At 54.9% G+C, this 22,917-nt stretch carries 21 protein-coding genes; 5 read left to right on the top strand and 16 right to left on the bottom strand.

Annotation, left to right across the window (positions count from 1 at the left end; translation table 11 throughout):
* The first annotated feature begins 111 nt into the window (after window positions 1-111).
* Window positions 112-1,545, top strand: coding sequence for a DUF5050 domain-containing protein (locus PEL01S_RS17845; RefSeq protein ID WP_127461257.1), 1,434 nt, complete (start codon window positions 112-114; stop codon window positions 1,543-1,545).
* A gap of 86 nt (window positions 1,546-1,631) precedes the next feature.
* Here the strand turns inward: PEL01S_RS17845 and PEL01S_RS17840 are convergent, their stop codons facing one another.
* The 5 genes from PEL01S_RS17840 to PEL01S_RS17820 all read right to left on the bottom strand — a co-directional run bounded on the left by PEL01S_RS17840 (window position 1,632) and on the right by PEL01S_RS17820 (window position 5,413).
* Window positions 1,632-1,892, bottom strand: a complete 261-nt coding sequence (locus tag PEL01S_RS17840) for a YqkE family protein (RefSeq protein WP_010495955.1) — start codon at window positions 1,890-1,892, stop codon at window positions 1,632-1,634.
* A 17-nt stretch (window positions 1,893-1,909) separates the two neighbouring features.
* Complete coding sequence (locus tag PEL01S_RS17835) at window positions 1,910-2,446, bottom strand: histidine phosphatase family protein (RefSeq protein ID WP_239551178.1); 537 nt, start codon at window positions 2,444-2,446, stop codon at window positions 1,910-1,912.
* An 83-nt stretch (window positions 2,447-2,529) separates the two neighbouring features.
* On the bottom strand, window positions 2,530-2,988 hold the full coding sequence (locus PEL01S_RS17830; RefSeq protein ID WP_063177560.1) for a DUF1284 domain-containing protein: 459 nt from the start codon (window positions 2,986-2,988) through the stop codon (window positions 2,530-2,532).
* 144 nt (window positions 2,989-3,132) lie between these two features.
* A complete protein-coding gene (locus PEL01S_RS17825) occupies window positions 3,133-4,053 on the bottom strand; it encodes an RNA polymerase sigma-70 factor (RefSeq protein WP_127461255.1) in 921 nt (306 codons plus the stop codon).
* A gap of 1 nt (window position 4,054) precedes the next feature.
* Window positions 4,055-5,413 (bottom strand): phytoene desaturase family protein, encoded by a 1,359-nt coding sequence (locus PEL01S_RS17820; protein WP_127461254.1) that lies wholly within the window; start codon window positions 5,411-5,413, stop codon window positions 4,055-4,057.
* Between the two features lie 197 nt (window positions 5,414-5,610).
* On the opposite strand from PEL01S_RS17820, the gene PEL01S_RS17815 reads away from it, so the two are divergent.
* From PEL01S_RS17815 to PEL01S_RS17805, 3 genes are all read left to right on the top strand, one after another.
* Window positions 5,611-6,180, top strand: coding sequence for an RNA polymerase sigma factor (locus tag PEL01S_RS17815; RefSeq protein ID WP_063177557.1), 570 nt, complete (start codon window positions 5,611-5,613; stop codon window positions 6,178-6,180).
* On the top strand, window positions 6,161-7,900 hold the full coding sequence (locus PEL01S_RS17810) for a DUF4179 domain-containing protein (protein ID WP_127461253.1): 1,740 nt from the start codon (window positions 6,161-6,163) through the stop codon (window positions 7,898-7,900). The genes PEL01S_RS17815 and PEL01S_RS17810 overlap by 20 nt, the downstream gene beginning before the upstream one ends.
* A 181-nt stretch (window positions 7,901-8,081) precedes the next feature.
* Entirely contained in the window at window positions 8,082-8,543 is a 462-nt protein-coding gene (locus PEL01S_RS17805; protein ID WP_239551176.1) for a hypothetical protein, read from the top strand.
* A gap of 273 nt (window positions 8,544-8,816) precedes the next feature.
* On the opposite strand, the gene PEL01S_RS17800 is transcribed toward PEL01S_RS17805, so the two are convergent.
* On the bottom strand, window positions 8,817-9,602 hold the full coding sequence (locus PEL01S_RS17800) for a DUF4367 domain-containing protein (RefSeq protein WP_127461252.1): 786 nt from the start codon (window positions 9,600-9,602) through the stop codon (window positions 8,817-8,819).
* Window positions 9,583-10,167, bottom strand: a complete 585-nt coding sequence (locus tag PEL01S_RS17795) for an RNA polymerase sigma factor (protein WP_127461251.1) — start codon at window positions 10,165-10,167, stop codon at window positions 9,583-9,585. Before PEL01S_RS17795 ends, PEL01S_RS17800 begins: the two co-directional genes overlap by 20 nt.
* Window positions 10,168-10,440: 273 nt before the next feature.
* Here PEL01S_RS17795 and PEL01S_RS17790 point away from each other — a divergent pair, with 273 nt between their 5' ends.
* Window positions 10,441-10,851: an AbrB/MazE/SpoVT family DNA-binding domain-containing protein gene (locus PEL01S_RS17790; protein ID WP_108532654.1), complete on the top strand. Its 411-nt coding sequence runs from the start codon at window positions 10,441-10,443 to the stop codon at window positions 10,849-10,851.
* A 33-nt stretch (window positions 10,852-10,884) separates the two neighbouring features.
* Here the strand turns inward: PEL01S_RS17790 and PEL01S_RS17785 are convergent, their stop codons facing one another.
* The 9 genes from PEL01S_RS17785 to PEL01S_RS17745 form a co-directional block, all read right to left on the bottom strand.
* Entirely contained in the window at window positions 10,885-12,738 is a 1,854-nt protein-coding gene (locus PEL01S_RS17785) for a sensor histidine kinase (protein ID WP_127461250.1), read from the bottom strand.
* Complete coding sequence (locus tag PEL01S_RS17780; protein ID WP_127461249.1) at window positions 12,728-13,522, bottom strand: response regulator transcription factor; 795 nt, start codon at window positions 13,520-13,522, stop codon at window positions 12,728-12,730. Before PEL01S_RS17780 ends, PEL01S_RS17785 begins: the two co-directional genes overlap by 11 nt.
* 81 nt (window positions 13,523-13,603) lie before the next feature.
* Window positions 13,604-15,268, bottom strand: coding sequence for an extracellular solute-binding protein (locus tag PEL01S_RS17775; protein WP_127461248.1), 1,665 nt, complete (start codon window positions 15,266-15,268; stop codon window positions 13,604-13,606).
* Window positions 15,269-15,336: 68 nt separating this feature from the next.
* Window positions 15,337-16,224: a carbohydrate ABC transporter permease gene (locus tag PEL01S_RS17770; protein WP_371860713.1), complete on the bottom strand. Its 888-nt coding sequence runs from the start codon at window positions 16,222-16,224 to the stop codon at window positions 15,337-15,339.
* Between the two features lie 13 nt (window positions 16,225-16,237).
* Entirely contained in the window at window positions 16,238-17,101 is an 864-nt protein-coding gene (locus PEL01S_RS17765; protein WP_231884565.1) for an ABC transporter permease, read from the bottom strand.
* Window positions 17,102-17,438: 337 nt separating this feature from the next.
* Window positions 17,439-18,269: a carbohydrate ABC transporter permease gene (locus tag PEL01S_RS17760; RefSeq protein ID WP_063177547.1), complete on the bottom strand. Its 831-nt coding sequence runs from the start codon at window positions 18,267-18,269 to the stop codon at window positions 17,439-17,441.
* 13 nt (window positions 18,270-18,282) lie between these two features.
* A complete protein-coding gene (locus PEL01S_RS17755; RefSeq protein ID WP_063177546.1) occupies window positions 18,283-19,182 on the bottom strand; it encodes a carbohydrate ABC transporter permease in 900 nt (299 codons plus the stop codon).
* Between the two features lie 113 nt (window positions 19,183-19,295).
* Window positions 19,296-20,579, bottom strand: a complete 1,284-nt coding sequence (locus PEL01S_RS17750) for an ABC transporter substrate-binding protein (RefSeq protein WP_127461246.1) — start codon at window positions 20,577-20,579, stop codon at window positions 19,296-19,298.
* Window positions 20,576-22,705 (bottom strand): amylo-alpha-1,6-glucosidase, encoded by a 2,130-nt coding sequence (locus PEL01S_RS17745; protein ID WP_108532705.1) that lies wholly within the window; start codon window positions 22,703-22,705, stop codon window positions 20,576-20,578. Before PEL01S_RS17745 ends, PEL01S_RS17750 begins: the two co-directional genes overlap by 4 nt.
* Window positions 22,706-22,917 lie beyond the last annotated feature (212 nt).

Here is a 22,917-nt window from a genome sequence, read left to right as displayed (position 1 = left end):
GTGCGAGGCCGCTTTTTCGTTTTGCGGCTGTAACCTTTTAATCGCGAAACAAAGACGGTCATCTCTGCGTCTAAGCAGATAACAAAACCTTTGACATCAAAAGGAGTCACCATGATTAGAAAAATAGGTTTTTCGCTGTTGGCTTCCGGGCTGCTGTTTATGGCAGGCCAGCCGTCATCTTACGCCGCGGAAGCTTCAGCCGCCCCGACCGTGAAGGCCCCGGGCTTTCCCGTCACCGTAAACGGGTCGGTCGTCGATAACAAGCACAGCCTGTATCCGCTGCTGCTGTACCGCGATATTACGTATTTTCCGATGACGTGGAACTATACCCGGGCGCTTGGCATGACTACCGCCTGGGACCCGGTGAACGGACTTGCGATCGGGAAGCAAGAATCCTGCGAGCCTGTCGTCCGTCAGGACCTGACTTCTCAGGAGAACAGCGATAAAGGAATGAAGGCGACGCTCGTACCCTTTCCGGTCAGTGTGAACGGCAAGTCGATCTCCAATGCGGAGGAGCAGTACCCGCTTCTGCTTTTCCGGAACATCGTTTATTTTCCGATGATCTGGAGCTATACCCATGATGCGTTCGGTTGGACGACGAGTTGGGACGCGACGAACGGCTTCGGCGTGCAAGCCTGCGAAAAAGCACCGGGCGCCGATGCCCAGCGAACCGCTGCGCTGAACATCGCAAACGGTGGGCAATTAGCCGTGCAGGGCGATTGGATCTATATGAACCCGGCGAACAAATACTATGGGCCGAACAGTCTTGTCAAGATGAAGCTGGACGGCAGCGGGAAGCAGACGTTGTCGGAAGACAATGCGCTATCCGTCAACGTCGTGGATGACTGGATTTATTATACGGTCCGCGATAAGGCAGCCGATAAAAACCTGGGCATTTTCAAAATGAAAACCGACGGCTCGCAGCGGACGCAGATCAGTTCGGCAGGAGCTTACTCCGTTTGGGTCCGGGATGGCTGGATTTATTACGTTGCCGGCAACGGCTTGATGATCAACGGTATTCACAAGATGAAGACCGACGGGTCGGAAGATACGGTTATCGTCTCGGGCGAGGTCGGGGGCCGTTTTTACCTTGACGGGGACCTGATGTATTTCATGATGCCGGACAAGGAGCATGCGCCGAACAGCTTATTCCAGATCAAAACCGACGGCACCGGCAAGAAGAAGCTGCAGGACGAAGTGAATGCCGTAGCGGTGATCGACGGCTGGGTTTATTATTCGACCGTCAGCTCGGCGAAGAAGGGCATTTACAAGATGAGCGCGGACGGCACGGTGAACATCTCACTGTACCCATCGGATCAACCGTTGAACGGATTTCAATACCGCGACGGCTGGATTTACTTTATCCGCGGCTCCTTCGGAATCATGGGCTCGGCATCGATCGAGAAAATGCGCATCGACGGCACCGGACACACCGCTCTGGGCAACGTGCGCGCTACCTCGCTGTATTTTGCAGGCGCCGATCTGTACTATCCGTCCGCTTTCGATGGGGATAACGAGCTTCGTAAGCTGGAGCTCGGCAAGTAACCCATATACCTGATGAAGGAGACAAAACAAAACCTCCAAAATCACGCCTGACCGTGATATTGGAGGTTTTATTTTTCTTTCCGCGCTTACTTATACTTCTTCCAGTCCATGCCGCTGTTGTTCAGCAAATATTCGAAGTTGTTGTCCAGCCGCTTCTGCTCGGCCTTGCGGGCCGCCTCCGCCTGCTTTCGGGCTTCCTCACGCTGAACCTCGGCTTCGGCCTTCATCTGATCCGCCTGCGCTTTCAGCTTGCTCACGACGTCCGGATTCAGCAGATCCTTCAGCGTAGCGGGTTTGTCTTGGGAAGCGGCGCTCGGAGGAGCCGCCGGCTTGTTTTTCTTCGCCATGGCACTCACCTTTCGCTTTAATTTTCGAACAAATACAGCTTGCCGTTCTCCGGCGTGCCGAACTTCGGTCCCCGGAAGCCGCGTGCAAGCAAAGCTTTTCTCATCGTCATCATCAAGGCGGCATGGCTGACGATAAGCACGTTCCCGTCGTCCTGCCGGAAAATCTCGTCCAGGACGGCATCGGCCCGTTTTCGGATATCGGCCATGCTTTCCGGCATCGACCGGGGGGCCGTAAACCACGAGGTTTTGATCAGAATCGCCCATACCATGAGCGGCAGCCGTACCTTCGTCCGGAACGACGGAGGCGGAACCTCACGCAGCATTTTCCATTGCGTAATCTCGCCTTCATAAATGTGCTCGGCCGTGCGGACCGCTCTGGACATATCGCTGGCATAACAGCGATTCCATTCGATGCCGCCCAGGTCGGTCCGACCGAGCTCGATGTCGGATTCATCATACTCGGCGAACCATTGATCGAGCTTTCTGGCCGAGATTAGAAATTGCGACGGATAATCCTTTTTTACTTTATAATGCCGAACCAAACCGACTTTCATTTCTGCTCCAACCATCCTTGCGTGTAGAAGTACGTCTCTTTATCATACCTCGGGATGGACCGGATGTTAAAGGGCCAGTTTGCCTAAACCGATTTTTTCGGCTTCGCCCGTCTGTTACGGCTGGCGACCGGGGGCAGCGGCGCTCCGCTGCGGATCAGACGGACCCCGTCCTTGCAGACGCCGTAACGCTCCCATGGACAGTTCGCGCACAGCAGGCCGATGTCGTCCGGACGCATCGTCGCGGAGACGGCGGCGCAAATGTCCGCCCACGTCATCGAGGCTCCGATGTGCAGTTCGAGCTTGTCCAGCACGCGGGCGTCCCGGTCGTATACGCTATGTCCATCGCAATGCGGGGGCTGGTCCTTGGGAAACGCGCTGCAGATGTCGTCGGGGCCTTCGACCAGCTCGATTCGGGTGTCCGGATGCTTCCGTAGCGTTTCGTACACGGACGTCATATTGTCGCAAAACGATTCGGAGTACCCCATTCCCCGGTACCCGAGCAGGCAAAGCAGATGATGGCCACGAAGCCGGATGCTGTTCATAGGACTTCTCTCCATTCCTGCATCGCGATGCAGCATATTGTTAACTGATTATATCATATTCGGGTTAACGTATCATCCATGCATCAGACGGCAAAAAAACCGGCGGAAGAGTCGATCCTCCTGCTGGTTCCTTCAACGGACGGGCTATAGAACGTGCTTTAATTTGTCCGGATTCACGACGATATAAATGCCATGGACCCGGTCCTCCCGGATATGGAACGAAATGACATTCACCGGCTGCTTGCCGGAATAACAAACAATGCCCGGCTGGCCGTTAACGTCCGCCAAGCGATAGGAAAATGCCTCGGGCAGCTTGGCCATGAGCCCTTCGAAGAAACGCGAGATGCGTTCCGCGCTCTGTACGGGACGAACGGCTGCAGTGACTTTGCCGCCTCCGTCGGAGTACAGCATCGCATCCGCGGACAAAATATCCAGCAATTTCCCGACATTACCCGTGGTCAACGCTTGGACGAACCGTTCGATCAGGTCGCCCGTCTGCTCTTGCGAAGGATGCGGTCCTCCGCGGGCCGGCGGCGCAGCGGATGGTTGTTCGTCTCTGGGATCGGGCAAGCCGCTGACGGCCCGCTTCGCGCGGTGGAAGATTTGCCGGCAGTTCGTGCTGCTTTTGCCGACGATATCGGCGATTTCGTCGTATTCGTACTGCAGCACCTCGCGCAGCAGAAACACCGCCCGCTCCGTCCATGAGAGCTGCTGCAGCAACAGCAGATAAGCGGTGGAAAGCGATTCCTTGTGCAAATAGGAACGAGACGGCTCGCCGTCCGGATCTCTGTCCGCGATTAGCGGCTCCGGCAGCCAAGGACCGACGTAAACCTCGCGCTGCTTGCTGGCCGAACGAAGCCGGTCGATGCAGCGGTGCGTCACCAGCTTGCACAGGTAGGACTTCATATTTTGCACGTGATCCAGCTTCGTTTCGTTCACATACAGAAATGCCTCCTGCACGATGTCCTCCGCATCCATTACGCTTCCCAGCATGCGGTAGGCAAGGGAAAATAACAGGGGCTTGTAGGAAATGTACAGCTCCCCGGCCGATTCGGCAGGTTCCATGTCAAGCGCCTCCCTTCGAAATGTCGTGCGGCCTCTGGCCCTCGGGCGTTCCTGCCGCATAAACCGGTTCGGCACCCGGCCGGTGCAGCTCCGCAAGAACCTGCTGTGCGGCCCTTCTGGCGCTTGCCGCCGCGGCGTCCGCCAGCATCTCCTTGTGACTTGCCCAGTCCCCGGCTACGTAAAGCCCTCGAATATCCGGTACGGCCGGACCCGGGAAACGGTTCGTGCGCCCCAGGTGCATATAGTCGTGGACGACCGGCATATTGGGCAAATACTGCCGCACCACAACTTCCTGCTCCCAGCCCGGGTGGAGGAGACTCATCGTCTGCTCCAGCAGGCGTTCGTCCGCCTTGGGATCGCTCTCGCCGGGGCCGTTATATTTGACCAAATGTACGACTATTGTATCATGCTTGCTTAGTTTAGCGCCTGCCGAATGATTGCTGAAGAACGCAGGCTGATCCAGCCCAATAGCGATATCCCTGCCGGGGACGGGGAGCCGCTTCAGCCCGAGGTCCAGACAAGCGGCCATCGAAGGCCGGGCTTCCTTCGTCCAATGGTACAGCGAGGTATGCTCCGCGTTGCTGATCAACCGGCAGGTGTCCGCCGGCGGCAGCGTGCTGATCACATATGCAAGCTCGAACGCTTCGCCGTCCGCACAGACGACCCGGCTCACGGCTCCGTTCGTTTGCTCGATGGCGCGCACCGCTTTGCCGCACATCGCGCGAACACCGGCGGCCGCACCCATCTTTTCCAAGCGGTCGACGATCGTCTGCCAGCCCCCATTCAAATACAGCACGCCGTCTTTCAGCGAGCGTCGCACCTGCCTGAGCACCGGTCCGGCCAATTGCCTGTCAGGGTCTTGGGTATAGGTGGTCGTTCGGCATAAGGCGTAAAAAATATGCCGCACCATCGGATCACGGACTTCCTTCTCGGCCCAATCCCGGAGGCTGGCGTTCTCCGGCGTGTCCGGTTCGGTCCGCCCAAGCTTCAGCAGAAGCCGCACTAACTCGCCTTTGCCGGACCATGAGAGCAGGCGGGAGGCGAGCAGCTTGACCGGGCTCGCAGGCATGGGGAAGACCCGGTTGCTCCAAATGGCGGATATGTTGGAAGAGGGAGGGCCTCCCTCAATCGGCACGCCCCATTCCTGAAGCAGGGCATGCAGCTCCCCGCCGCGGTACAGCGCGTGGCCTCCGAGATTCAACAGCACGCCGTTCTTGTCGGCCGTTCTCGCCCGTCCGCCCATCCGGTTCGATTTTTCCAGAAGGATGACCGATTTGCCCGCCCGCGCCAGCTCGATGGCAGCGATCCATCCCGCTAGCCCCCCGCCGATCACGGCAGCGTCGAACGCTTTTCGATCCATGGCAATTTCCTCCTTTGAATTCGTTGTTACTTGTTATGGCGAACAAGGCGGGCGCTTTGTGACAGGAACCGGATGCCGGCGAAAAAATTATTTTTCTAGTTAGAGAAAGATTTCCAGTTCCGCAGCGTCATACCTAATGTAACTGCCGCAAAAGGCAGATGCTGCGCAGCGAACCTTTTGGGACAGGGAGGGCAAGGATGGACAATGACATCGAAATCGTTGAGCGGATTCTGAATGGAGACAAGCAGGCGTTCGCTCAAATTATCGATAAATACAAGGGAAGGGTGTTTGCCCTGCTTCGGCGCATGCTGGGTCATTCGCCGGATACGCAGGACATTGCTCAAGAGGTGTTCATTAAGGCGTATAATCATTTGAACGAGTATACGCCGGGGCACAGCTTTTCCGCGTGGCTGTACCGGATCGCGGCCAACCGCTGTATTGATGAGCTGCGCAAGCGCAAGCGCAGACCCGACATCACCGGCTTCGACGCCGAGTTCATGCAGGGAGAAACTCCGGAAACCGCCTATCTGGAAAAGGAACGGAGAGAGGCGTTGGAGCAGCGGATTATGGAGCTCGATCAGAGCCAGCGCGCGGTGTTTGTGATGAGATATGTTCAGCATTTAAGCTATCAGGAAATCGCGGAACGGCTTTCGGTTCCCATAAGCACGGTGCAGATGCGTCTGTACCGCGCCAGGCAGAAGCTGCGGGAGAGCATGTCCAATTCCGGAGTAGAGGGGGAGTTCATCTATGAAGTGCGTCAGAGCTAATCGGCTGGCCGCGGAACTGAACCAAGACCTTTCTCCGTTTGAAGCTAGGCAGTGGGAACGCCATTTGGAGAGCTGCGCCGATTGCCGGAACGAAATGGAACGGCTGTTGGTTTCGCTGGACGACTTTGATCCGGCGCTCGAAGAGGTGCAGCCTGAGGATGGATTTACCCAGGCCATATTGGACCGCTTGGACCCTTACGTGCCGGGCGAGCAGCCGCAAGCGGCCGAAACGCCGGACTCCGCACCCAAACGTATCGATTGGAAAAAGAGGAGTGTGGACATTTTGAAAAAAGTAACCATTGTTGTGGCCGGATTGGCCGTAGCCATATCGCTAGGTACCTTCGTATCGCCGACGTTCGCAGATTATGTGAAAAGCATTTTCAGCAGCAGCAAAGATGTGGATCAAGGGATCAAGGAGGCTGTCAAGCAAGGCTTCGCGAAGCAATTGGATCTCAACGTCACGGATCAGGGCGTCACGCTTAGGATCAAGGAGGTATTGGCGGATACGCTGCGTATTGCGGTCATGTGCGAAGCGATAGACCAGAACGGCAACAAAATTGATTTCGATTTGTTAAAGCCGGGAGAACGGAAAAACAGATTGCAAGAATTCGTCCTTAAGGACAAAAACGGAACGCCTCTCATCAAGCCTGAAGAAGTGGGATGGGGATGGACGATGAGGAAAGAAGGCGAGTATATCATGATTCGCCAAGAATTGACCGGACTGACCGCCACCGGAAGAGAGCTGCCGGACGAACTGACCGCCGAGGTGCACTGGGCGAAGCTCGACGGCAAAGAAGGAACCTGGAAGCTGACGGTTCCGATCGATATGGCCGAAGCGAAGCGGGCGACGAAAACGGTAGCGGTCAACCAGCAGTATACGTCACCGCAAGGGTTGAAGATCGACTTCAAGAAGGTCGATTTTGCGCCTAGCGCTATGCTGCTGTCCCTGGAGACCCAGCTCACTCCCGAAGTCCGCGAGCGGCAGAAGCAAATTATGAAGCAGAACGGTCTGTCCGAGGGGATGAATCCGGGCCCGGGCGGATTCCAGGCATTCCAGCTCAGTCGTGCCATTCAGGAATACAAAATTGCGTACGAGCTTGTAGACGAGCAAGGAAAGGTTGTGGCGGCGCAAGACGACGGCTTGCTGCGCGACAGAGACTTGAGCATTGAAAAAAATACGATTGTAAACGGGATTTCGGGCACGGGGACGGACGAGGTCATGCAATTGTGGCATACGTTTGTGCCGATGAACGGCGACCGGAAGCTTACGTTCAGACTGCACTCTATCTACACCAATGAGCTGTCCGATTTTAGTGCGAAGCTGAAGCCTGCCCAATTGCAGCAAAAGCCGGTTCAGGCGGAGGACCAAGGAACCCGGCTTACCTTCAGCAGCTTTGTCATGAAGACGGACCCCGCGGAAATCAAAATCGGCAATCAGACCGTTAGCGGTACAGGCGGGGTAATCGAGCTTCAAGCGGAGCTGGCCAAGGACGTCGTTGCGCTGGATATGTGGCAGGTCAAGGACGAGACCGGCAAGGAGTATGATGCTTCGCTGCAAAAAACGTCAACCCGCAACGCTGACGGCACGGTCAGCCAACAGGGCGTGCTGGTGATCCCGCAGCTGGAGAAGGAACCGAAGGAATTGACGGTCACGTATAAGGCTGTGCAAAAGCAGCACCGCGATGTGAAGTGGGAAGTGCCGATCGTCGCAAAACCTTAACTTGGTAAATTTCCAAGATAAAGCAATACAGAAGCTCGCCCCCGGTTCGGCCGGGAGCGGGCATTTTGAACGTTATCATGCGTTTCGGGTTGCCTGGGATGGGGCGATGAAAATAAAACGTTAGATTTTTTATAGATAAGGCGTTAAGGATAATGAATCGAATTTTTAGGGGGAATCCGTGTTGAGACCATCCGCCGCAAAAACTGTAATCATGGCCGCGCTTGCGATTGCTCTGGCAATTCCCGGACAAGCTATGGCCGCTCAAACGCCGCCACCGCCGGAAGTTGTCACTTCATTTACCCCGTTTGATCCCAATTATAATTACCTCGAAAACGGTTCTGCCTACATAAGTTACAACGGGAATGGGAAGGCAAGTCTATGGGGGGAAAGCATTGCGACCCGTAGAGTGGATACGGTCGGCATCCAGTTGGTTTTACAGCGTTGGACGGGAAGCGAATGGATGGACGTGTACACAGGGGAGAGAGCGGAGCTGGACAAGGCATCGCGTATGAATACGACCGTCGACAATTTGTCCGTTTCGAGCGGCTATTATTACCGGGTGAAATCGTCCCATTGGATTACTTACGGCAACACAAAGGAAGAAGGTATTCGTTATTCCTCAACCCTGCTCATTCCAGATTAAAAAAAGCGAACAGGGGGATCTTCCCCCTTCGGAGTGTTGAGAAAGTGGGCTTTTACAAAATAGAGATACATACGGAGGTGGGGTATCTACTGGAGGAGCGATAGCGCTCGCCTTTGTCTGCGGGAAATACCCGCCGCTAAGCGGCTTCAATTAAAATTTCCTGCAGACAAGAGTGACCGGAAGTAGATACCCCACCCCCTCGTACACCTCTATTACCTCAATTCACCATTTTTTCAATAAGCTCCAGGGGGATGCTTCCCCCTTGTTCGCTACTCACTGTAACGATGCTCCAACCTTTAAAATCTCCTCTTTGGCAATCGGTCCGGAGATATAGATTTTAATGCGGTCTTTCGTCAGCCATTCCAAGCTCGTTATGCTGCCATTCCGATCCGCGAATAAAACCGCCGGATGTTCTCCCACAAAAACGTCAATAAATTCGCCGGAATCGCTATGAATATCGGTTTTAATTGCCCCCGTTTTTCCTTCGATTTTTCGTTGACTGATCTTTAACAGCTCTCCATGCTCATCGAGGTATTCCAAGTAGACATCATGATACGTTCCATCCGGTTCCTTCGTTATGAATACGGCATCTAACCTGAATTGTTCAGGTACATAGGATGGAGTCGAGAGAGGGAAGGCCAACTTGTTTTTTGCTTCTTCCAAACTAGTCTTCTCTGGAGCGAAGCTGCTGACAGGGTGATTCGAAGCCGGCAGCTTTTCTTCCGGCGGCGCTGTTGTTTTAGCGTGTGTAGAGTCCTGAGCCGGCGGCGCTTCGTAAAAAATTTCAATGATATTGCCCTGAACCTTTTTAAGCAGCGAGGCAATGTTCGCATAGGATGTAGGAAAGTTGTCATTCATAAAAAAGTTAATGACCAAGGAGCAGGCGATAATCGCAGCCGTCAGCTTGACGCGCCGGACGAGCATTTTACGGCGGCCGATCTTTGTTAGCCTGTGCTGTACTTGCTGCCAAGACGCCGCGCCATCGGGGATTTCGACTTGGGCATGGTTTCGTTGTAACAATTCCTTCAGCTTGTGATCATCATGGTCTAAATGATTCATTTTGATCAACCCATTTTCTCGAGAAATAATAAAACAATTTCTTGCGGGCCCTTGTCAGGATTTGAGCGAGGGCTTGTTCCGATATCTGCAATTCCTGCGCGATCTCCCGGTATGATTTTTCTTCGATGTAGAATAAAAGCAATACTTGCCTGTATTTGAAATTCAATTGATTCAGGGCTTCGTGAAGCAGTTCGTCACGGATTTTTTCTTCCACCTGATCGGCCACTGTACGTTCTTCGGTTGGAGAAAAGTGTTCACTGTCTTTAACGAGCTGCAGGTCGGATACATGCCGGTATTTTTTGTTTTTTTTAAAACAATCGTAAGCGGTATTCCGGGCCACTTTTTTGAGCCAAGCTTTCATATTTACAGTGTTTTCAAGTTTTGGCGCCTTCGCTACCACTTTTAAGAATGATTCTTGTACAACATCTTCGGCTAAGGCATGGTCCCTGAACAAAAAGTATATGTCGTGATAGATCAGTTCCCGAAAAGAATGATAGATCAATTCTTGAGATGAGTTGTCCAGGTGATGGAAATTGTTCCGTAAGAACGTGAGCCATTGCTCCATGTATATTCCTCCAACACCATTCTCTTATATACAATTGTTTGAACGAACATGATATGTAATAAGTTTCTTATTATTGTAAAATTTTTCGTCAAATTTGCTCGGGATAGATCGTTATATGTAGTAGAAAGCGTGTCTTTCGCGTCCAGAGAGAAGGCGGTCCATCACTTCTATAACGGAATGGAACTCCGAAAGCTGACGGTGGCATTTTTATCCTTTTCTCTGACGAGGATTCGCACTACTAAGCTTATTCTAGGTTATGGGAGTTCGGGAATCATGAAAAAAACGGGCATTGTCCGACATTTGGATCATCTGGGACGCATTAATCTGCCGATTGAACTGCAACGAACGTTGAATATAGAATTTGGCGATGCGATTGAATTTTTTGCCGATGACGAAAAAAGGCAGGTGCTGATCCGAAAATACCGCGCGGAGGAATGTCTTTTTTGTTCCTCCACCGAACAGCTTGTTTTTTTTCGCGGACATTTTATCTGCAAGGCCTGTTTAAAGGAGTCGGACTGGAATAACGAATCGGTAACCGGAACGAAACGAAGACGAAACAAGGATACGATGCTCCGTCTGGCTGCGGTGATGGAGCAGTATCCGTCCGCTTCGCAAGCCGAATGGGGTAACCTGGTCGGCATATCGCAGGGCTGGGTCAGCCAATTGCTCAAGCAATTGAAATAAGCTTCCCCCTACGGGAAGCTCGTTTCAACACCCTCACGCCTCCTCCGGGCGCCGTCCGGCACCCAGTTCCGCCCGGCTGGATACGTAGGGCGCCGTCCGCGGCACGCACGGCAGCCGGATCGTCACCGACGTTCCGATGCCCAGTTTGCTGTACATGCTCACGCCGTACGGCTTGCCGTAATGCAGCTCGATCCGTTGATGGACGTTGCGGATGCCGTACCCGACTTCCTCGCCGTCGTCGAACTGCGAGATGCGCCGCAGCGTGTCCGGCGTCATCCCGACGCCGTCATCGATGATGCGGAACTCGATATCACCGCCGATCCGGCGCCCGGCTACCCGGATATGCACCCGGTCGCCCGTCCAGGCATGCTTCAGCACATTTTCCAGGAACGGCTGCAAAATCAGCTTGACCATCTCGTAGCGCAGCAGCTCCGGCTCGATCTCGAACAGAACGTCCAGCCGGTCGGTATACTTCACCTTTTGAATATCGAGATAGGCTTTCGCTTGCTCCAGCTCGTTGGCTACCGGAATAATGGTGCGCCCTTCGTTGAGCGAAAGCCGGTAGAACAGCGCCAGATTGCTGACCATCCGGTGCAATTGCTCGACTTGCCCGAACTTGGCCAGCAAGCTGATCGAGGACAGCGTATTGTACAGAAAATGCGGATTGATCTGGGCCTGCAGCGATTCCAGCTCGGCTTCTTTCTTCTTGATGCCGGCTACGTACACCTGTTGAATCAGCCCGTCGATATGCTCCGCCATCGCGTTGATGGATTGCGAGATCGTCGAGAACTCATCCTTTCCCTTGAAGCGTATCCGCTTATGGAAGCTGCCGTGACGGAACGAATCAAGCACCCTCACAATGCGCGACACCCGCTTGGAGAAATAGCGCGACAGGAAGCCGCCTACGCCCAGAAAAAGCAGGAAGCTGGCCGAGCCGATGACCGCGGTCAGCACCTTCACTTTCTTCGCATCCTTCTCGACCCATTCCTTCGGGATGCTGGCTACAAGCTTCCAGTCCAAATCTTGGAACGGCTCGGTAATCGTCAAGTAGTTGCTTTCCCCGACCTGGGCAATTCGTCCCACCGTCCAAGCGCCCCGCTCGAACAAAATCTGTCCTTTCCCGTCCTCAATCCGAACCGACGTGCCTTCCCCGAAATCCGGAGAGACGGTTTCGAACATCTCCGTCAGCTTGACGGTTAGCCGCATGAACCCGAAATCCAATTGGCGTCCGAAGGAAGCCGTATCCACAAGCCGCCGCAGGAGCGAAATATTGCCGAACTCGGCGTCCCGGTCAATCTGCTGCCACTGCATGGTGACCCCGTAACGCTCCGGGGGAAAATCCTTATACCACGAGTTGTCGGCGATCCGCTTCAAATACAGCATGTTATAGCTTTTGCCGGCATAGGTCAGCGGGTCCGAATCGTTATAAAACGAGTAGATTTCAGGCAATGTTTCGTTCCGCAAATAAACGGCGAGCCAGATGCGGTGGTTCGTCGCCTTGATGACGCTATCGAACTTGGGCTCCAAATATTGCGTGACCGATTCGTAACCGTAGTAGCCTTCGTTCAATCTTCGCAGCCGGGAAGCGACCGTCTCGTCGTAATAGATCATATCCGACAGACGAACCGTATCCTTCATCCGGTATTCGATATTGTCCTTCATTTGGCGCAGCGCCGCCTGAACGTTCTCGCTCGTCTGCTTGCGGACCGAATCCACGAAGATCCAATTGGCCAAATACCCGAACAAGATGACGTGAACCAAGGTAAGCAGCATATAGGACAGCATCAGCTTGTACCCAAAGGGTATGTACCGCGCTTCCGGCCCCGAAGCGGCAGCGGTGTTACGACGGGATCGGCGGAGTACGGACCGGAATCGGCTATTGGCCATTGCGGAATTCCAGCGGAGTCATCCGGTACGTTTCTTTGAATTGCTTGCTGAAATAAGGGATATAGCGGTAGCCGACCCGATAAGCCACCTCATAAATGCGCAGCTTCGGATCGCGCAGCAGCTCCCCGGCTTTTTCCATACGCAGCGCGACCAGATATTCATGGAACGTCTGGCCCGTCGCTTCCTTGAAAATTTGCCCGAGGTAATTCGGCGAAAACGAGAATTGATCCGCCACTTCCTTCAGCGTGAGCGGCTGATCCAGTCCGCTGCGCATCATGCCGATGATTTCTTGAATCAGCTTCCCGTTTTTGCCCATCCCGTCTGCGGCCACAGCTGGAGAGGGGGCGGGTTTTGCGCCGCCCGACAGCATCTGCCGGACCTCATGCTCCGCTTGCTCGCGCTTGCGGGCGTCGTCCAGATCCCGCCGGATACGCTCAAGCGATTGAATGAGCTCGTCCTCGTTCATCGGTTTCAGCACGTAGCTGTAAGCTTGCAAGGTCAGGGCTTCCTTCACATATTGAAAATCTCTGTAACCGCTGACAAAAATGATCCGCACGTCGTGGAACCGTTCCTTCACGCGCTTCGCCAGCTCGAGTCCGGACATGTTGGGCATATTGACGTCGGTGACCAGCACATCGATCTTCTGGGTCTCGATCAGCTCGCAAGCGGAGAACCCGTTCGTCACGGCGCCTACAATCTCCATCCCAAGCGACTCCCAAGGAATAAACGTCTTCATTCCTTCCAGATCCAGCGTCTCATCGTCTGCGATCAGCACTTTGTACATGTCGGTCCTCCTCTGCCTTGGATCTTCGATTGAAATGGAAAGCAGGTGCGCCGAGAGCGCACCCTGCCTTGTCCGCATGGACTATTTCTTCTTCATTTTCTTTTCGTTTTCCTTCCAGCGTTTGGTCAAATACTCGTTAAGCTTCTCGATGCCGAGCGTTTGCGCGTCTTTCTCGCCTTTGTCGATGATTTCAATGACTTCTTGCTCGCTTTTGGCGAGAATCGCTTGGGCGCGGACTTTCTTATACAGCTCGATCCAGCGCTCGCGAATGATCCCTTCCGGGCTGTCCTGCGGCGGCTCGATCCCGCGAAGCGCCGTCAGGTCCATATGCGTCTTCCAGGTAATGGCGTCCTGGTATTTCGTTTCCCAAGAACGCTTCTCTTCCGGCAAGGAGAGCTCGGCCTTCACTTTGATTTTGTCGTTGTACGTCGAGTTGCCGACGAATTGCAGGTCGTTCGTCGCGTTCATGTTTTTCGTGCGCTCCGCAGGCTCGCTGAAAAATTTGTCCGTCAAGTTCGGCAAGCCTTCGCTATCCAGACCTTTCCAATACATGCCTTCCGGGCCCCATACGATTTGACGCATGCCGTCCGGGCTTGTCATCCAGTCCAGCACCGCAAAAATTTTCTCGGGGTCCTTGGCCGTCGCCGTGATCGCGGCGGCGTTCCAGCCCAGACGGTCGTAGTGGGCCACCATAATTTTGTTCTTGTCCAGCCCCGGCTTGTGGATCGGCCAGATCATGAAGTAGCCGGCATTCGGATCGGACTTGGAAAGCTCGGCGTCCGCTTTGGAAGCATAGTCGGTAGCCGTAATATCCGCATATACGGCGACACGGCCGGTGTTGAGCTTTTCGCGTACCTGATCGACCGTTTGCGTCAGCGCATCCTGCGTCATCAGCTTCTCGCGGTGCAGCTTGTTGACGAAGATCATCGCTTCCTTGTACACCGGATCGGCGAAGATCGACGTAAATTTGCCGTCCTTCGGCACGGCGCGCAGCGTTCCCGCGTAGCTCGCCGGATTGTTCTCGGCGAAGGCGGAGAACAGCAGATCGACGCCTTTGCCTTCTTTGGCCTGACCGGGTTCGAACGGAATGATGTTCGGATATTTTTCTTTGACGAGCTTCAGATAGTTGTACAGGTCGTCGGTCGTTTCCAGCTTCGGTTTGCCGAGCTCTTCGTAAATTTTCTTGTTGACGACGTAGCCGGCATTGCCTGTCGGCTTGTTCGTGTACCAGTTCGGGAACATGTACAGCTTGCCGTCCTTGGAGCGCAGCATGTTCAGGATTTCGTCGCCTGCCCATTTTTTCAGGTTCGGGTATTTGTCCAGATACGGGTCAAGCGGCACGAGGACGCCGTTCTCGCGCAGCCGCTCGAACTTGTCGCGGTCGCCCCAGATGACGTCGGGCAAGTCCTTGCTCACGATCATCGTGCTCAGCTTGGCTTCCGCGTTGCCCCCGGCGTTAATGGCGGTAATGTTGATTTTGTACTGCTCTTGTACTTGCTTGGAGAATATGTCTTTGCCCCAAGGCGGCATTGTGTACCAGCCGTAGTTGCCGAAGAGCGTGAAGCTGATCGGCTCGCTGCCGATTTTCCACGGTTCCGATGACGAGGCGGCCGGCGTCTGCGTTCCGTTTGGCGCCGCCGCTTTGTCGGCGGGAGCGCTGCCTCCGCCGGAGCATCCGGAGATCACCGTCCCCAGCGCCATGACGGCTGCCAGCGGACCCATCCCTTTTTTGACCCAATTGTTCATTGTCTGTATAGCCCCTTTCCCATTGTCATTTCAAGCTATGCTTAAAGCGGTACGCTTTGAAGCCCGGACTATTCTTTCAGGGAACCGACCAGTACGCCCTTGACGAAAAACCGCTGCAAGAACGGATAGACGAGGATGATCGGAACCGTCGTGACCATCATGGTAGCCATCGTCAACGACTTGGTCGTGTACGATTGCCGCTTGGCGAGGAAGCTTTGGGCCGCCGAGTCCTGGGTTAGCTCGGAAGCGATATTGGAATCGAGCGTCTGCTTCAGCAGCGCCTGCACCGGCAGCAGGTCTTGATTGTTGATATAGATGGAAGCGACGAACCAGTCGTTCCAGTGGGCGATGGCCGTGAACAGCGAGAGCGTGGCGACGACCGGACCGGATAGCGGCAGCACGACGCGAAGGAACGTGCCCCAGTAGCCGCAGCCGTCAATCCGCGCCGCATCTTCGAGACCAGCCGGGATTCCCCGGAAAAACGTGCGGAAGATGATCATGCTCCAGACGCTGATGATCGACGGAATGACGAATACCCAGAACGAATCGAACAGGCCGAGACCGCGAATCAGCAGGTAGGTCGGAATCAAACCGCCGCCAAAATAAAGCGTGATAATGCAGAAGGTCATGTAATAGCCCCGGCCGATCAGCTCCTTGCGGGACATGCCGTAAGCGAAGATGGACGTCGCCGCGATCGTCAGAAAGGTGCCGACGAGCGTACGGGCGATGGAAACGCCGAAGCCTTTCAATATTTTAACGTCCTTTAACACAACTTGGTAATTTTCCAGCGTGAAAGCTCTGGGCCAGAACGTGATGCCGCCGAGACTCGTATCCGAACCGAGGTTGAACGAGATGACCGCGGAATTCCAGAACGGATAAAACGTTACGAAGGCCAGAAAGAGCAGCGCAAAATGGATAACGATGCTAAAGACGCGGTCTTCCAATGCCAACTTCATCAATACACCCTCCTTACCACAAGCTGTTGCCGGTTCGTCTCGCGAGATAGTTCGCAAGAGTCAGCAGACCGACGCTGACGATGGCCTTAAACAAGCCTACGGCTGTCGCGAATGAATAGCGGTTTAACGTAATCCCCATCCGGTACACGTACGTGTCCAGAACCTCCGATACGTCGCGCAGCGCCGGGTTGACGCCCAGTAGCAGCAAGTCCTCGAAGCCCGCGTTCAGCAAGTTGCCGATCGCCAGAATGGAGAAAATCATCACGACCGGCAAAATGCATGGAAACGTTATCAAATAAGTCATGCGAAAACGGCTCGCCCCGTCGATGGCGGCGGATTCGTACAGATGAGGGTCGATGGAAGCGATTGCAGCCAAGTATACGATAGAGGCAAAGCCAATCTCTTTCCATACGTTCGTCGTGACGAGAATGGTCCAGAAATATTCCGTAACCGACAAATAAGGAATCGGTTCGTCGATGACCCCGATCTTTTGGAGAAAAATGTTTACGCTTCCATTATCGGTCGAAAGCAGGGAGATCACGAAGTTGGCGACGATAACCCAAGACAGGAAATACGGCAAGTAGCTGACCGTCTGCACGATGCGCTTGAAGAACATATTTTTCACTTCGTTCAGCAGAATCGCGAGAATGATTGGAGCCGGAAAGCCGATGGCCAGCTTCAGGAAGCTGATGACGATGGTGTTTCGCATCACGACCCCGAGCTCGGGCGCTTGGAAGAAATCGACGAAATGCTTGAAGCCTACCCACGGGCTGGCTGCGAATCCTTTAAACACCGAGTAATCCTGAAATGCGATGATCACGCCGTACATCGGGAAATAGCTGAAAATCAAAATCAAGACGAGCGCGGGCAGCACCATAAGCTGCAAATCCCATTGCTGGAGCCAGGCCGCGACCTTCGTCTTCCCCGGCTTCACCGCCGGACGATCCTCAGGGACCGCTGTCGCGGTTTGTTTCAAAAGGACCACCCTTTCCTGTATATTGTCGATCTGTCTTTATCTTAAAAGGGATACGATGCGTGCGGCTACTTGCCTAATCAATGAAATGTTATATAAATCAATGATCAGGAATTATTTTCTTGCGTTATGAGAGGATTGGGGGAGAGGTCGGCGGGAACAAAAAAACAGCGGTCTCCCCAGGAACCGAATCGTCCCAGTTGGAGACCGCTCAATTGTCGGCTTATGTTTTTGTGCGATCTTACTTGCCGCCCGTAAACGTAATGCCTTTGATGAAGAAGCGGTTGAAAAAGGCGTAAATGAGCAGCGCCGGCAGCGTGAACACCATCGACGCGGCCATGATGTAGTTCCAGTAGCTGATGTACTGGCCTTTGAAGGTGTTCAGGCCGAGCGTCAGCGTAAACATCGACTTGTCGGAAACGAACATGAGCGGCTTTAGGAACTCGTTCCAGGCGCCCATGAACACGAAGATCATCTGCGCGGCGAGTGCCGGAACGGCCAGCGGCAGCGCGATGCGGAAGAAGATGCCGAAGCGGGTCAGCCCGTCGAGCTGCGACGCTTCCTCCAGCTCCTTCGGGAAGTTGATGAAGAACTGGCGCATCATGAACGTGAACGTCGCGTTCGCCATCATCGGCACCGTCAGCGCGGCGTACGAATTCAGCCATCCGAGCTCTTTCATGATCAAGTACGCGGGCACGATCGTGAGCTGGCCCGGAATCATCTGCACGCCCAGAATGATGAGGAACATCACTTTGTTGCCGATAAAATCGATGCGCGCAAGCGCATACCCGGCCATCGAGTTGAACAAAATGTTGCAGATCGTTGCCACGACCGCGATAAAGGCGCTGTTGGACATCCAACGGAGGAACAACGGCTCGCGGACGAAAATATCGTAGTAGTTTTGCAGCGTAAAGTTCTTAGGAATAAAGTTGATGCCTCCGGCGACAATCTCTTCCAGCGTCTTGAACGAGGAGGAGAGTGCCCACAGGAACGGTACCATCGTTACCGCAGCGTACAGGAACAGCAGCGCGTAAATGACGTACTTGACCCACGGTTTCGGCTGTTTAACCATCGTCTCGGCCTCCTCAGTTCAGCTTCTCTTCGGCGAACAGCTTCCGCTGCAGCAGCGTCGCGATCATGATGACCAGAGCCAGCGCGACGGCGAGGGCGGAGGCGTAGCCGAAGTCCAAATTTTTGAATGCGTACTGGTAAATCAGCAGCGCCACGGTCAGGGTGGAGTTGTTCGGCCCCCCGGATCCCGCCGAGAAAATGTACGACTGGTCGAACAGCTGGAACGTTCCGATAATGCCCATGACGACGGTGAAGAAGGTCGCCGGCTTCAGCATCGGCAGTGTGATGGCGGTGAATCGTTTCCACGCGCCCGCTCCGTCCAGCATCGCCGATTCGTAGAGCGCATCCGGAATGTCCTGCAGTGCCGCGAGAAAGACGACCATGAAAAACGGCGCCGTCGACCAGATGTTCATCAGCATGATCCCCTTAAGCGCCACTGCGGGATCACCGAGCCAGTTGTAGCCGGGCAGTCCGATCGCTTGCAGCGCCTTGTTGAGCAGCCCGTTGGAGTTATAGATCCACATGAAAATGAGCGTCAGTACGGCGGACGAGGTCACGGTCGGCATAAAGAAGACGATGCGGAAAAAATTTTGGAATTTCAGCTTCGCATTCAAAATGGACGCGAGTCCGAGCGCTAGCGCCGTTTGCAGCGGCACGACGAAGACGGCGAAGGAGGCGGTGTTTTTCAGCGCGATCCATGCCCGTTCGTCCTGCGCCATCCGTTCGAAGTTGCTGAATCCGACAAACTTGTAGCTGACGTCGCCCAGCAGATTCACTTTATGAAACGACAGGAACAGCGAATAAAAGACGGGTAAAAACAAAAACGTGCCGATAACCAGCAGGGTAGGGAGCAAAAACAAATAGCCGGTTATCGTGCTTCTGAGCTTCCGCTTCCAAACCGAACGGCTTGCCATAGGGAAACCTCCCTTTCAAAAGAGGCAGGGAACTGTGTCAGACTGAACAGGATGACGTCCCCCGCTTTTTAAGTGGATGAAGGGAGGGGCAGCCCCCTCCCGGTTCAGCTTCGTTATTTGCCGGCAGCAATTTCTTTATTGGCAGTTTCCTGCGCTTTTTTCATCGCGTCTTCCAGCGAGGATTTACCCAGGAACGCGTCGAGGAACTGGTTGTTGAAATTGTTCATGACCGTCGGCAGCGTCGGTCCTGCTTGCCATGGCGTCGCATAAGCCGAGCCCGCAACCAGGGCGCCGCGCAGCGGGTCCTTGTCGTAGCCGAGCTCTTTCGCGACGGATTTGCGCGTCGGCAGGGCGAACCCTTTGCTGGTCCACGTTTTCATACCTTCCTTGCCGGTCAGGTACGAAATCAGCTCCCAGGAAGCTTCTTTTTTCTTGGACGCCTTGTTCATGACATAGGCGACCGTGAAGGCCATCGTGCCTTTTTTGCCGTTTACTGTCGGCAGCTCGGCCGTAGCGTATTGAAGATCTTTATAGTTGTTGTTCAGGAACGGAATCGCCCAGTTGCCTTCGAAGACGATGGACGCTTTGCCTTGGCCGAACATCTCGCCGCCCCAGCCTGCGCCGACTTCCTTCGGCTCGCCGGACGATTTGTCCTTGTTGTGCAGGTCAACGACGAGCTGCAGCCCTTTGAGCGCTTCCGGAGAAGCGAAAGCGGCGTTGCCTTTGTCGTCGGACACTTTGCCGCCGAACGCCTGCGCCATGTACATTTGCCGCGCCAGCTCGGGAGCGACGCCGAAGCCGAAGCGGACGGTTTTGCCGCCTTCGGTTTTGGTCAGCTTTTTCGCGGCATCCTGCAGCTCTTCCCACGTGGTCGGCGGCTTGGTAATGCCCGCCTCTTCGAAATGCTTCTTGTTGTAGAACATGGCCAGCGTGGAGGAGTCTTTCGGGAAGCCGTACGTTTTGCCGCCGACCTTGAACGCGTTCAGCAGCGGCTCTTCGAAGTCGGCCACGTCGAATTCAGGCTTCACGTAGCTGTCGAGGGGCTCGATGACACTCTTCTCGATCAGAGCCGGAGCTTCGAACGCATCCAGATAAAACACGTCGGGGCCTTCGCCGCCGATAAGCCGCGTCTTGATGACGTCCATATACTGGTCGGCGATCACTTCGTATTTGACTTTGACGTTCGGATGCTTGCTTTCGAACTCTTGAATTGTCTGCTTGAGCAAATCCTGCTCCTCCGGCGACGATCCCCAACCGGCCAGCGTTACGGTTACAGGTTCGCCGCTTTTCGGCGCATCGCCGGCCGGAGCCGGCTTGGCTTCTTCTTTGGCGCAGCCCGCCAGCACCATGCTGGAAGCCAGACCTACGGAGAGAATGACGGATAGCGATTTTTTCATTTCACAACATCCCCCTCAAATGGTTGAATAAGAACTTGATACCCCGTATAATTCTCTAAAATGTCCACTTGATACGGCGCGGCGACGTCTCCGGTTCTGCTGACCCGTAAATGCAGTGTTCCTTGGCCGATGCGCAGGTTCGTCACTTCCAGCTCGTTCATGCCGGGGAGCAGCAGCGGCCGCAGCCGGATCGTTCCCGACAAGGCGTCTGGACGAATGCCCAGCATCGTCTGCAGGAACGTCAGCGGTGTGCCCGCGGCCCATGCCTGCGGCGAGCAGGCGACCGGATAAGGCACGGGATGCCCAAGCTCATCCGTATAGCCGCAGAACAGCTCCGGCAGTCTGGCATATTCGAAGCCATCCGCCGCTTTCATCAGCCCCTGCATCACCTTCACCGCTTCGGTCTCGAAGCCGCCGAGGCTAAGTCCAAGCAGGCAGAGAGAGTTGTCGTGCGGCCACACGCTGCCGTTATGGTAGCTCATCGGGTTGTACCCGGACGAGCCGGTGCTCATCGTGCGGATGCCGTAGCCGCCGAACATATCGTCCGCGACGAGTCGTGACGCGACGGCGCGAGCCCGCTCCGGCGACGCGATGCCGGACATCAGAATGTGGCCGGTGTTCGAGGTCACCGACTGCACCTGCCGTTTGTCCCGGTCCAGCGCAATGGCGTAATACTGCTCGTCTTCCATCCAGAACGACTGCTCGAAGCGCTCACGAAGCGCGGCTGCTTCTTGTTCCAGACGGTCGGCGTCACCGCTGCGGCCGAGTGTGCGGAAGATCGGAGCCAGGCGCGTTTTCGCCTGATATACGTATCCTTGCACTTCGACAAGCGCGATCGGCGCCTGGCCGTAATCCCCGCTGCGGTGAACGACGGAGTCGGCTGAATCCTTCCAGCCTTGGTTGGCGATGCCCTTGGAAGATTCCTGGAAGTATTCCACGAAGCCGTCGCCATCCCGGTCGCCGTAACGCTCGATCCAGGCGAGCGCCGCTTCGAGGTTCGGCATCAGCTGCTCGATCAGCGCCAGATCGTTCGTCCAGTGGTAATATTCCGCGGCCAGCATCAGGAAGAGCGGCGTCGCGTCTATCGTTCCGTAATACGGGGCGAACGGCACCATCCCGGCGCCGGCCAGCTCGCCGTAGCGGATTTCATGCATGATTTTGCCCGGCGTCTCGTCCTGCCAAGGATCTTCCTTCTGACCTTGGTAGGCGGCCATCGTGAGCAGGGTGCCTTTCGCCGCCTGCGGGTTCAGCGAAAGCATCTGCAGCGCGGCGATCAGGCTGTCGCGTCCGAACGGAACCGAATACCACGGAAGCCCGGCCACCGGGAATGATCCGTAGCCGACATCGGTCAGCAGCACGCGCAGGTCTTGCACCCCACGGTGGAACAGCTTATCAAAAGCGGCGTTGTCGCTGCGGACGGCCGTCGATCCGGCGTTCCAGTCGCCATAGCTCGCTTCGAGCTTCGCCATCGCCACTTGCGGGTCGTAAAACCGGGGGCCTTCTCCGTTCACGAACGGCGCGACGAAGAACGTGATTTCCCGGCTCTCGCGGTGATCGAGGCGAACCCGGAAGCTGACGGTGTTCGTCGTCTCGTCGATGGAGCTTTCCTGCGGCTGCCAAGCGATGCGGGTTTCCCGGGCGACATGGTCCACACCGGCGTAGCCGATCGTCAGCCCGCCGTTCTGTCTCTGCGTTCCTGTCTTATGGCCCGTCTCGCCGTGCTGGAAGCCGCGTACCGTGAACATATCCGCAAAATCGGCGTCGGCCAGCACTGAGAAGTCGAACTCGATCGGCTTCGGATAATAGCTGGTCAGGCGGAAGGTTTCATAGAGCCCGCCTTCGTAAATAAACCGCGTGCGCTCGATCTCGACGGATTCCCGCCACAGAATCAGCTCGCCGCTGCGCTCCATATGCGGATTCGTCAGCCGGATGACGGATATGTAGTTCGCATCCGCTGCGGAGGACAGCAGCACCGGCTTTTGCCCGTTGATGGCGATTTCCAGCCGGCTCAGAAAGCGGGTATCCTTGGTATAAAGCCCGAAGCCGGACGGATGACCTTGCGGAATATCGCCGTCCTTGTCGGAGTAGAGGAAGAGATCGTTTTCTTTGATGATTCGATAATCCAATGCGGTCACCTCACTTATATAAGAGCTATCCGAAACGTTTCGGAAAACCGATAAAAAAATATTTCTTCTCTGCAAAAGAAAGGAAAATTCTCTTTCCAAAACGTTTTGGATACGATATACTTGATTATATTGCAAGCTGAAAGCATTTACAACTGCTTTTTTTAGCAAATATTTTTTTACGGCTGCCAACAACATAAAAATATAGATTCAAA

Origin of the sequence: Paenibacillus elgii NBRC 100335, from assembly GCF_004000865.1 — a bacterium.
Lineage (GTDB): Bacteria > Bacillota > Bacilli > Paenibacillales > NBRC-103111 > Paenibacillus_G > Paenibacillus_G elgii.
This window is presented reverse-complemented; position numbering and strand designations above follow the sequence as displayed.

Bases quoted from the DNA above. Each gene is read 5' to 3' on its own strand.
- PEL01S_RS17845 (WP_127461257.1), top strand. From the start codon at position 112: ATGATTAGAAAAATAGGTTTTTCGCTGTTGGCTTCCGGGCTGCTGTTT.
- PEL01S_RS17840 (WP_010495955.1), bottom strand. From the start codon at position 1,892: ATGGCGAAGAAAAACAAGCCGGCGGCTCCTCCGAGCGCCGCTTCCCAA.
- PEL01S_RS17835 (WP_239551178.1), bottom strand. From the start codon at position 2,446: ATGAAAGTCGGTTTGGTTCGGCATTATAAAGTAAAAAAGGATTATCCG.
- PEL01S_RS17830 (WP_063177560.1), bottom strand. From the start codon at position 2,988: ATGAACAGCATCCGGCTTCGTGGCCATCATCTGCTTTGCCTGCTCGGG.
- PEL01S_RS17825 (WP_127461255.1), bottom strand. From the start codon at position 4,053: ATGGAACCTGCCGAATCGGCCGGGGAGCTGTACATTTCCTACAAGCCC.
- PEL01S_RS17820 (WP_127461254.1), bottom strand. From the start codon at position 5,413: ATGGATCGAAAAGCGTTCGACGCTGCCGTGATCGGCGGGGGGCTAGCG.
- PEL01S_RS17815 (WP_063177557.1), top strand. From the start codon at position 5,611: ATGGACAATGACATCGAAATCGTTGAGCGGATTCTGAATGGAGACAAG.
- PEL01S_RS17810 (WP_127461253.1), top strand. From the start codon at position 6,161: ATGAAGTGCGTCAGAGCTAATCGGCTGGCCGCGGAACTGAACCAAGAC.
- PEL01S_RS17800 (WP_127461252.1), bottom strand. From the start codon at position 9,602: ATGAATCATTTAGACCATGATGATCACAAGCTGAAGGAATTGTTACAA.
- PEL01S_RS17795 (WP_127461251.1), bottom strand. From the start codon at position 10,167: ATGGAGCAATGGCTCACGTTCTTACGGAACAATTTCCATCACCTGGAC.
- PEL01S_RS17790 (WP_108532654.1), top strand. From the start codon at position 10,441: ATGAAAAAAACGGGCATTGTCCGACATTTGGATCATCTGGGACGCATT.
- PEL01S_RS17785 (WP_127461250.1), bottom strand. From the start codon at position 12,738: ATGGCCAATAGCCGATTCCGGTCCGTACTCCGCCGATCCCGTCGTAAC.
- PEL01S_RS17780 (WP_127461249.1), bottom strand. From the start codon at position 13,522: ATGTACAAAGTGCTGATCGCAGACGATGAGACGCTGGATCTGGAAGGA.
- PEL01S_RS17775 (WP_127461248.1), bottom strand. From the start codon at position 15,268: ATGAACAATTGGGTCAAAAAAGGGATGGGTCCGCTGGCAGCCGTCATG.
- PEL01S_RS17770 (WP_371860713.1), bottom strand. From the start codon at position 16,224: ATGAAGTTGGCATTGGAAGACCGCGTCTTTAGCATCGTTATCCATTTT.
- PEL01S_RS17765 (WP_231884565.1), bottom strand. From the start codon at position 17,101: ATGGTGCTGCCCGCGCTCGTCTTGATTTTGATTTTCAGCTATTTCCCG.
- PEL01S_RS17760 (WP_063177547.1), bottom strand. From the start codon at position 18,269: ATGGTTAAACAGCCGAAACCGTGGGTCAAGTACGTCATTTACGCGCTG.
- PEL01S_RS17755 (WP_063177546.1), bottom strand. From the start codon at position 19,182: ATGGCAAGCCGTTCGGTTTGGAAGCGGAAGCTCAGAAGCACGATAACC.
- PEL01S_RS17750 (WP_127461246.1), bottom strand. From the start codon at position 20,579: ATGAAAAAATCGCTATCCGTCATTCTCTCCGTAGGTCTGGCTTCCAGC.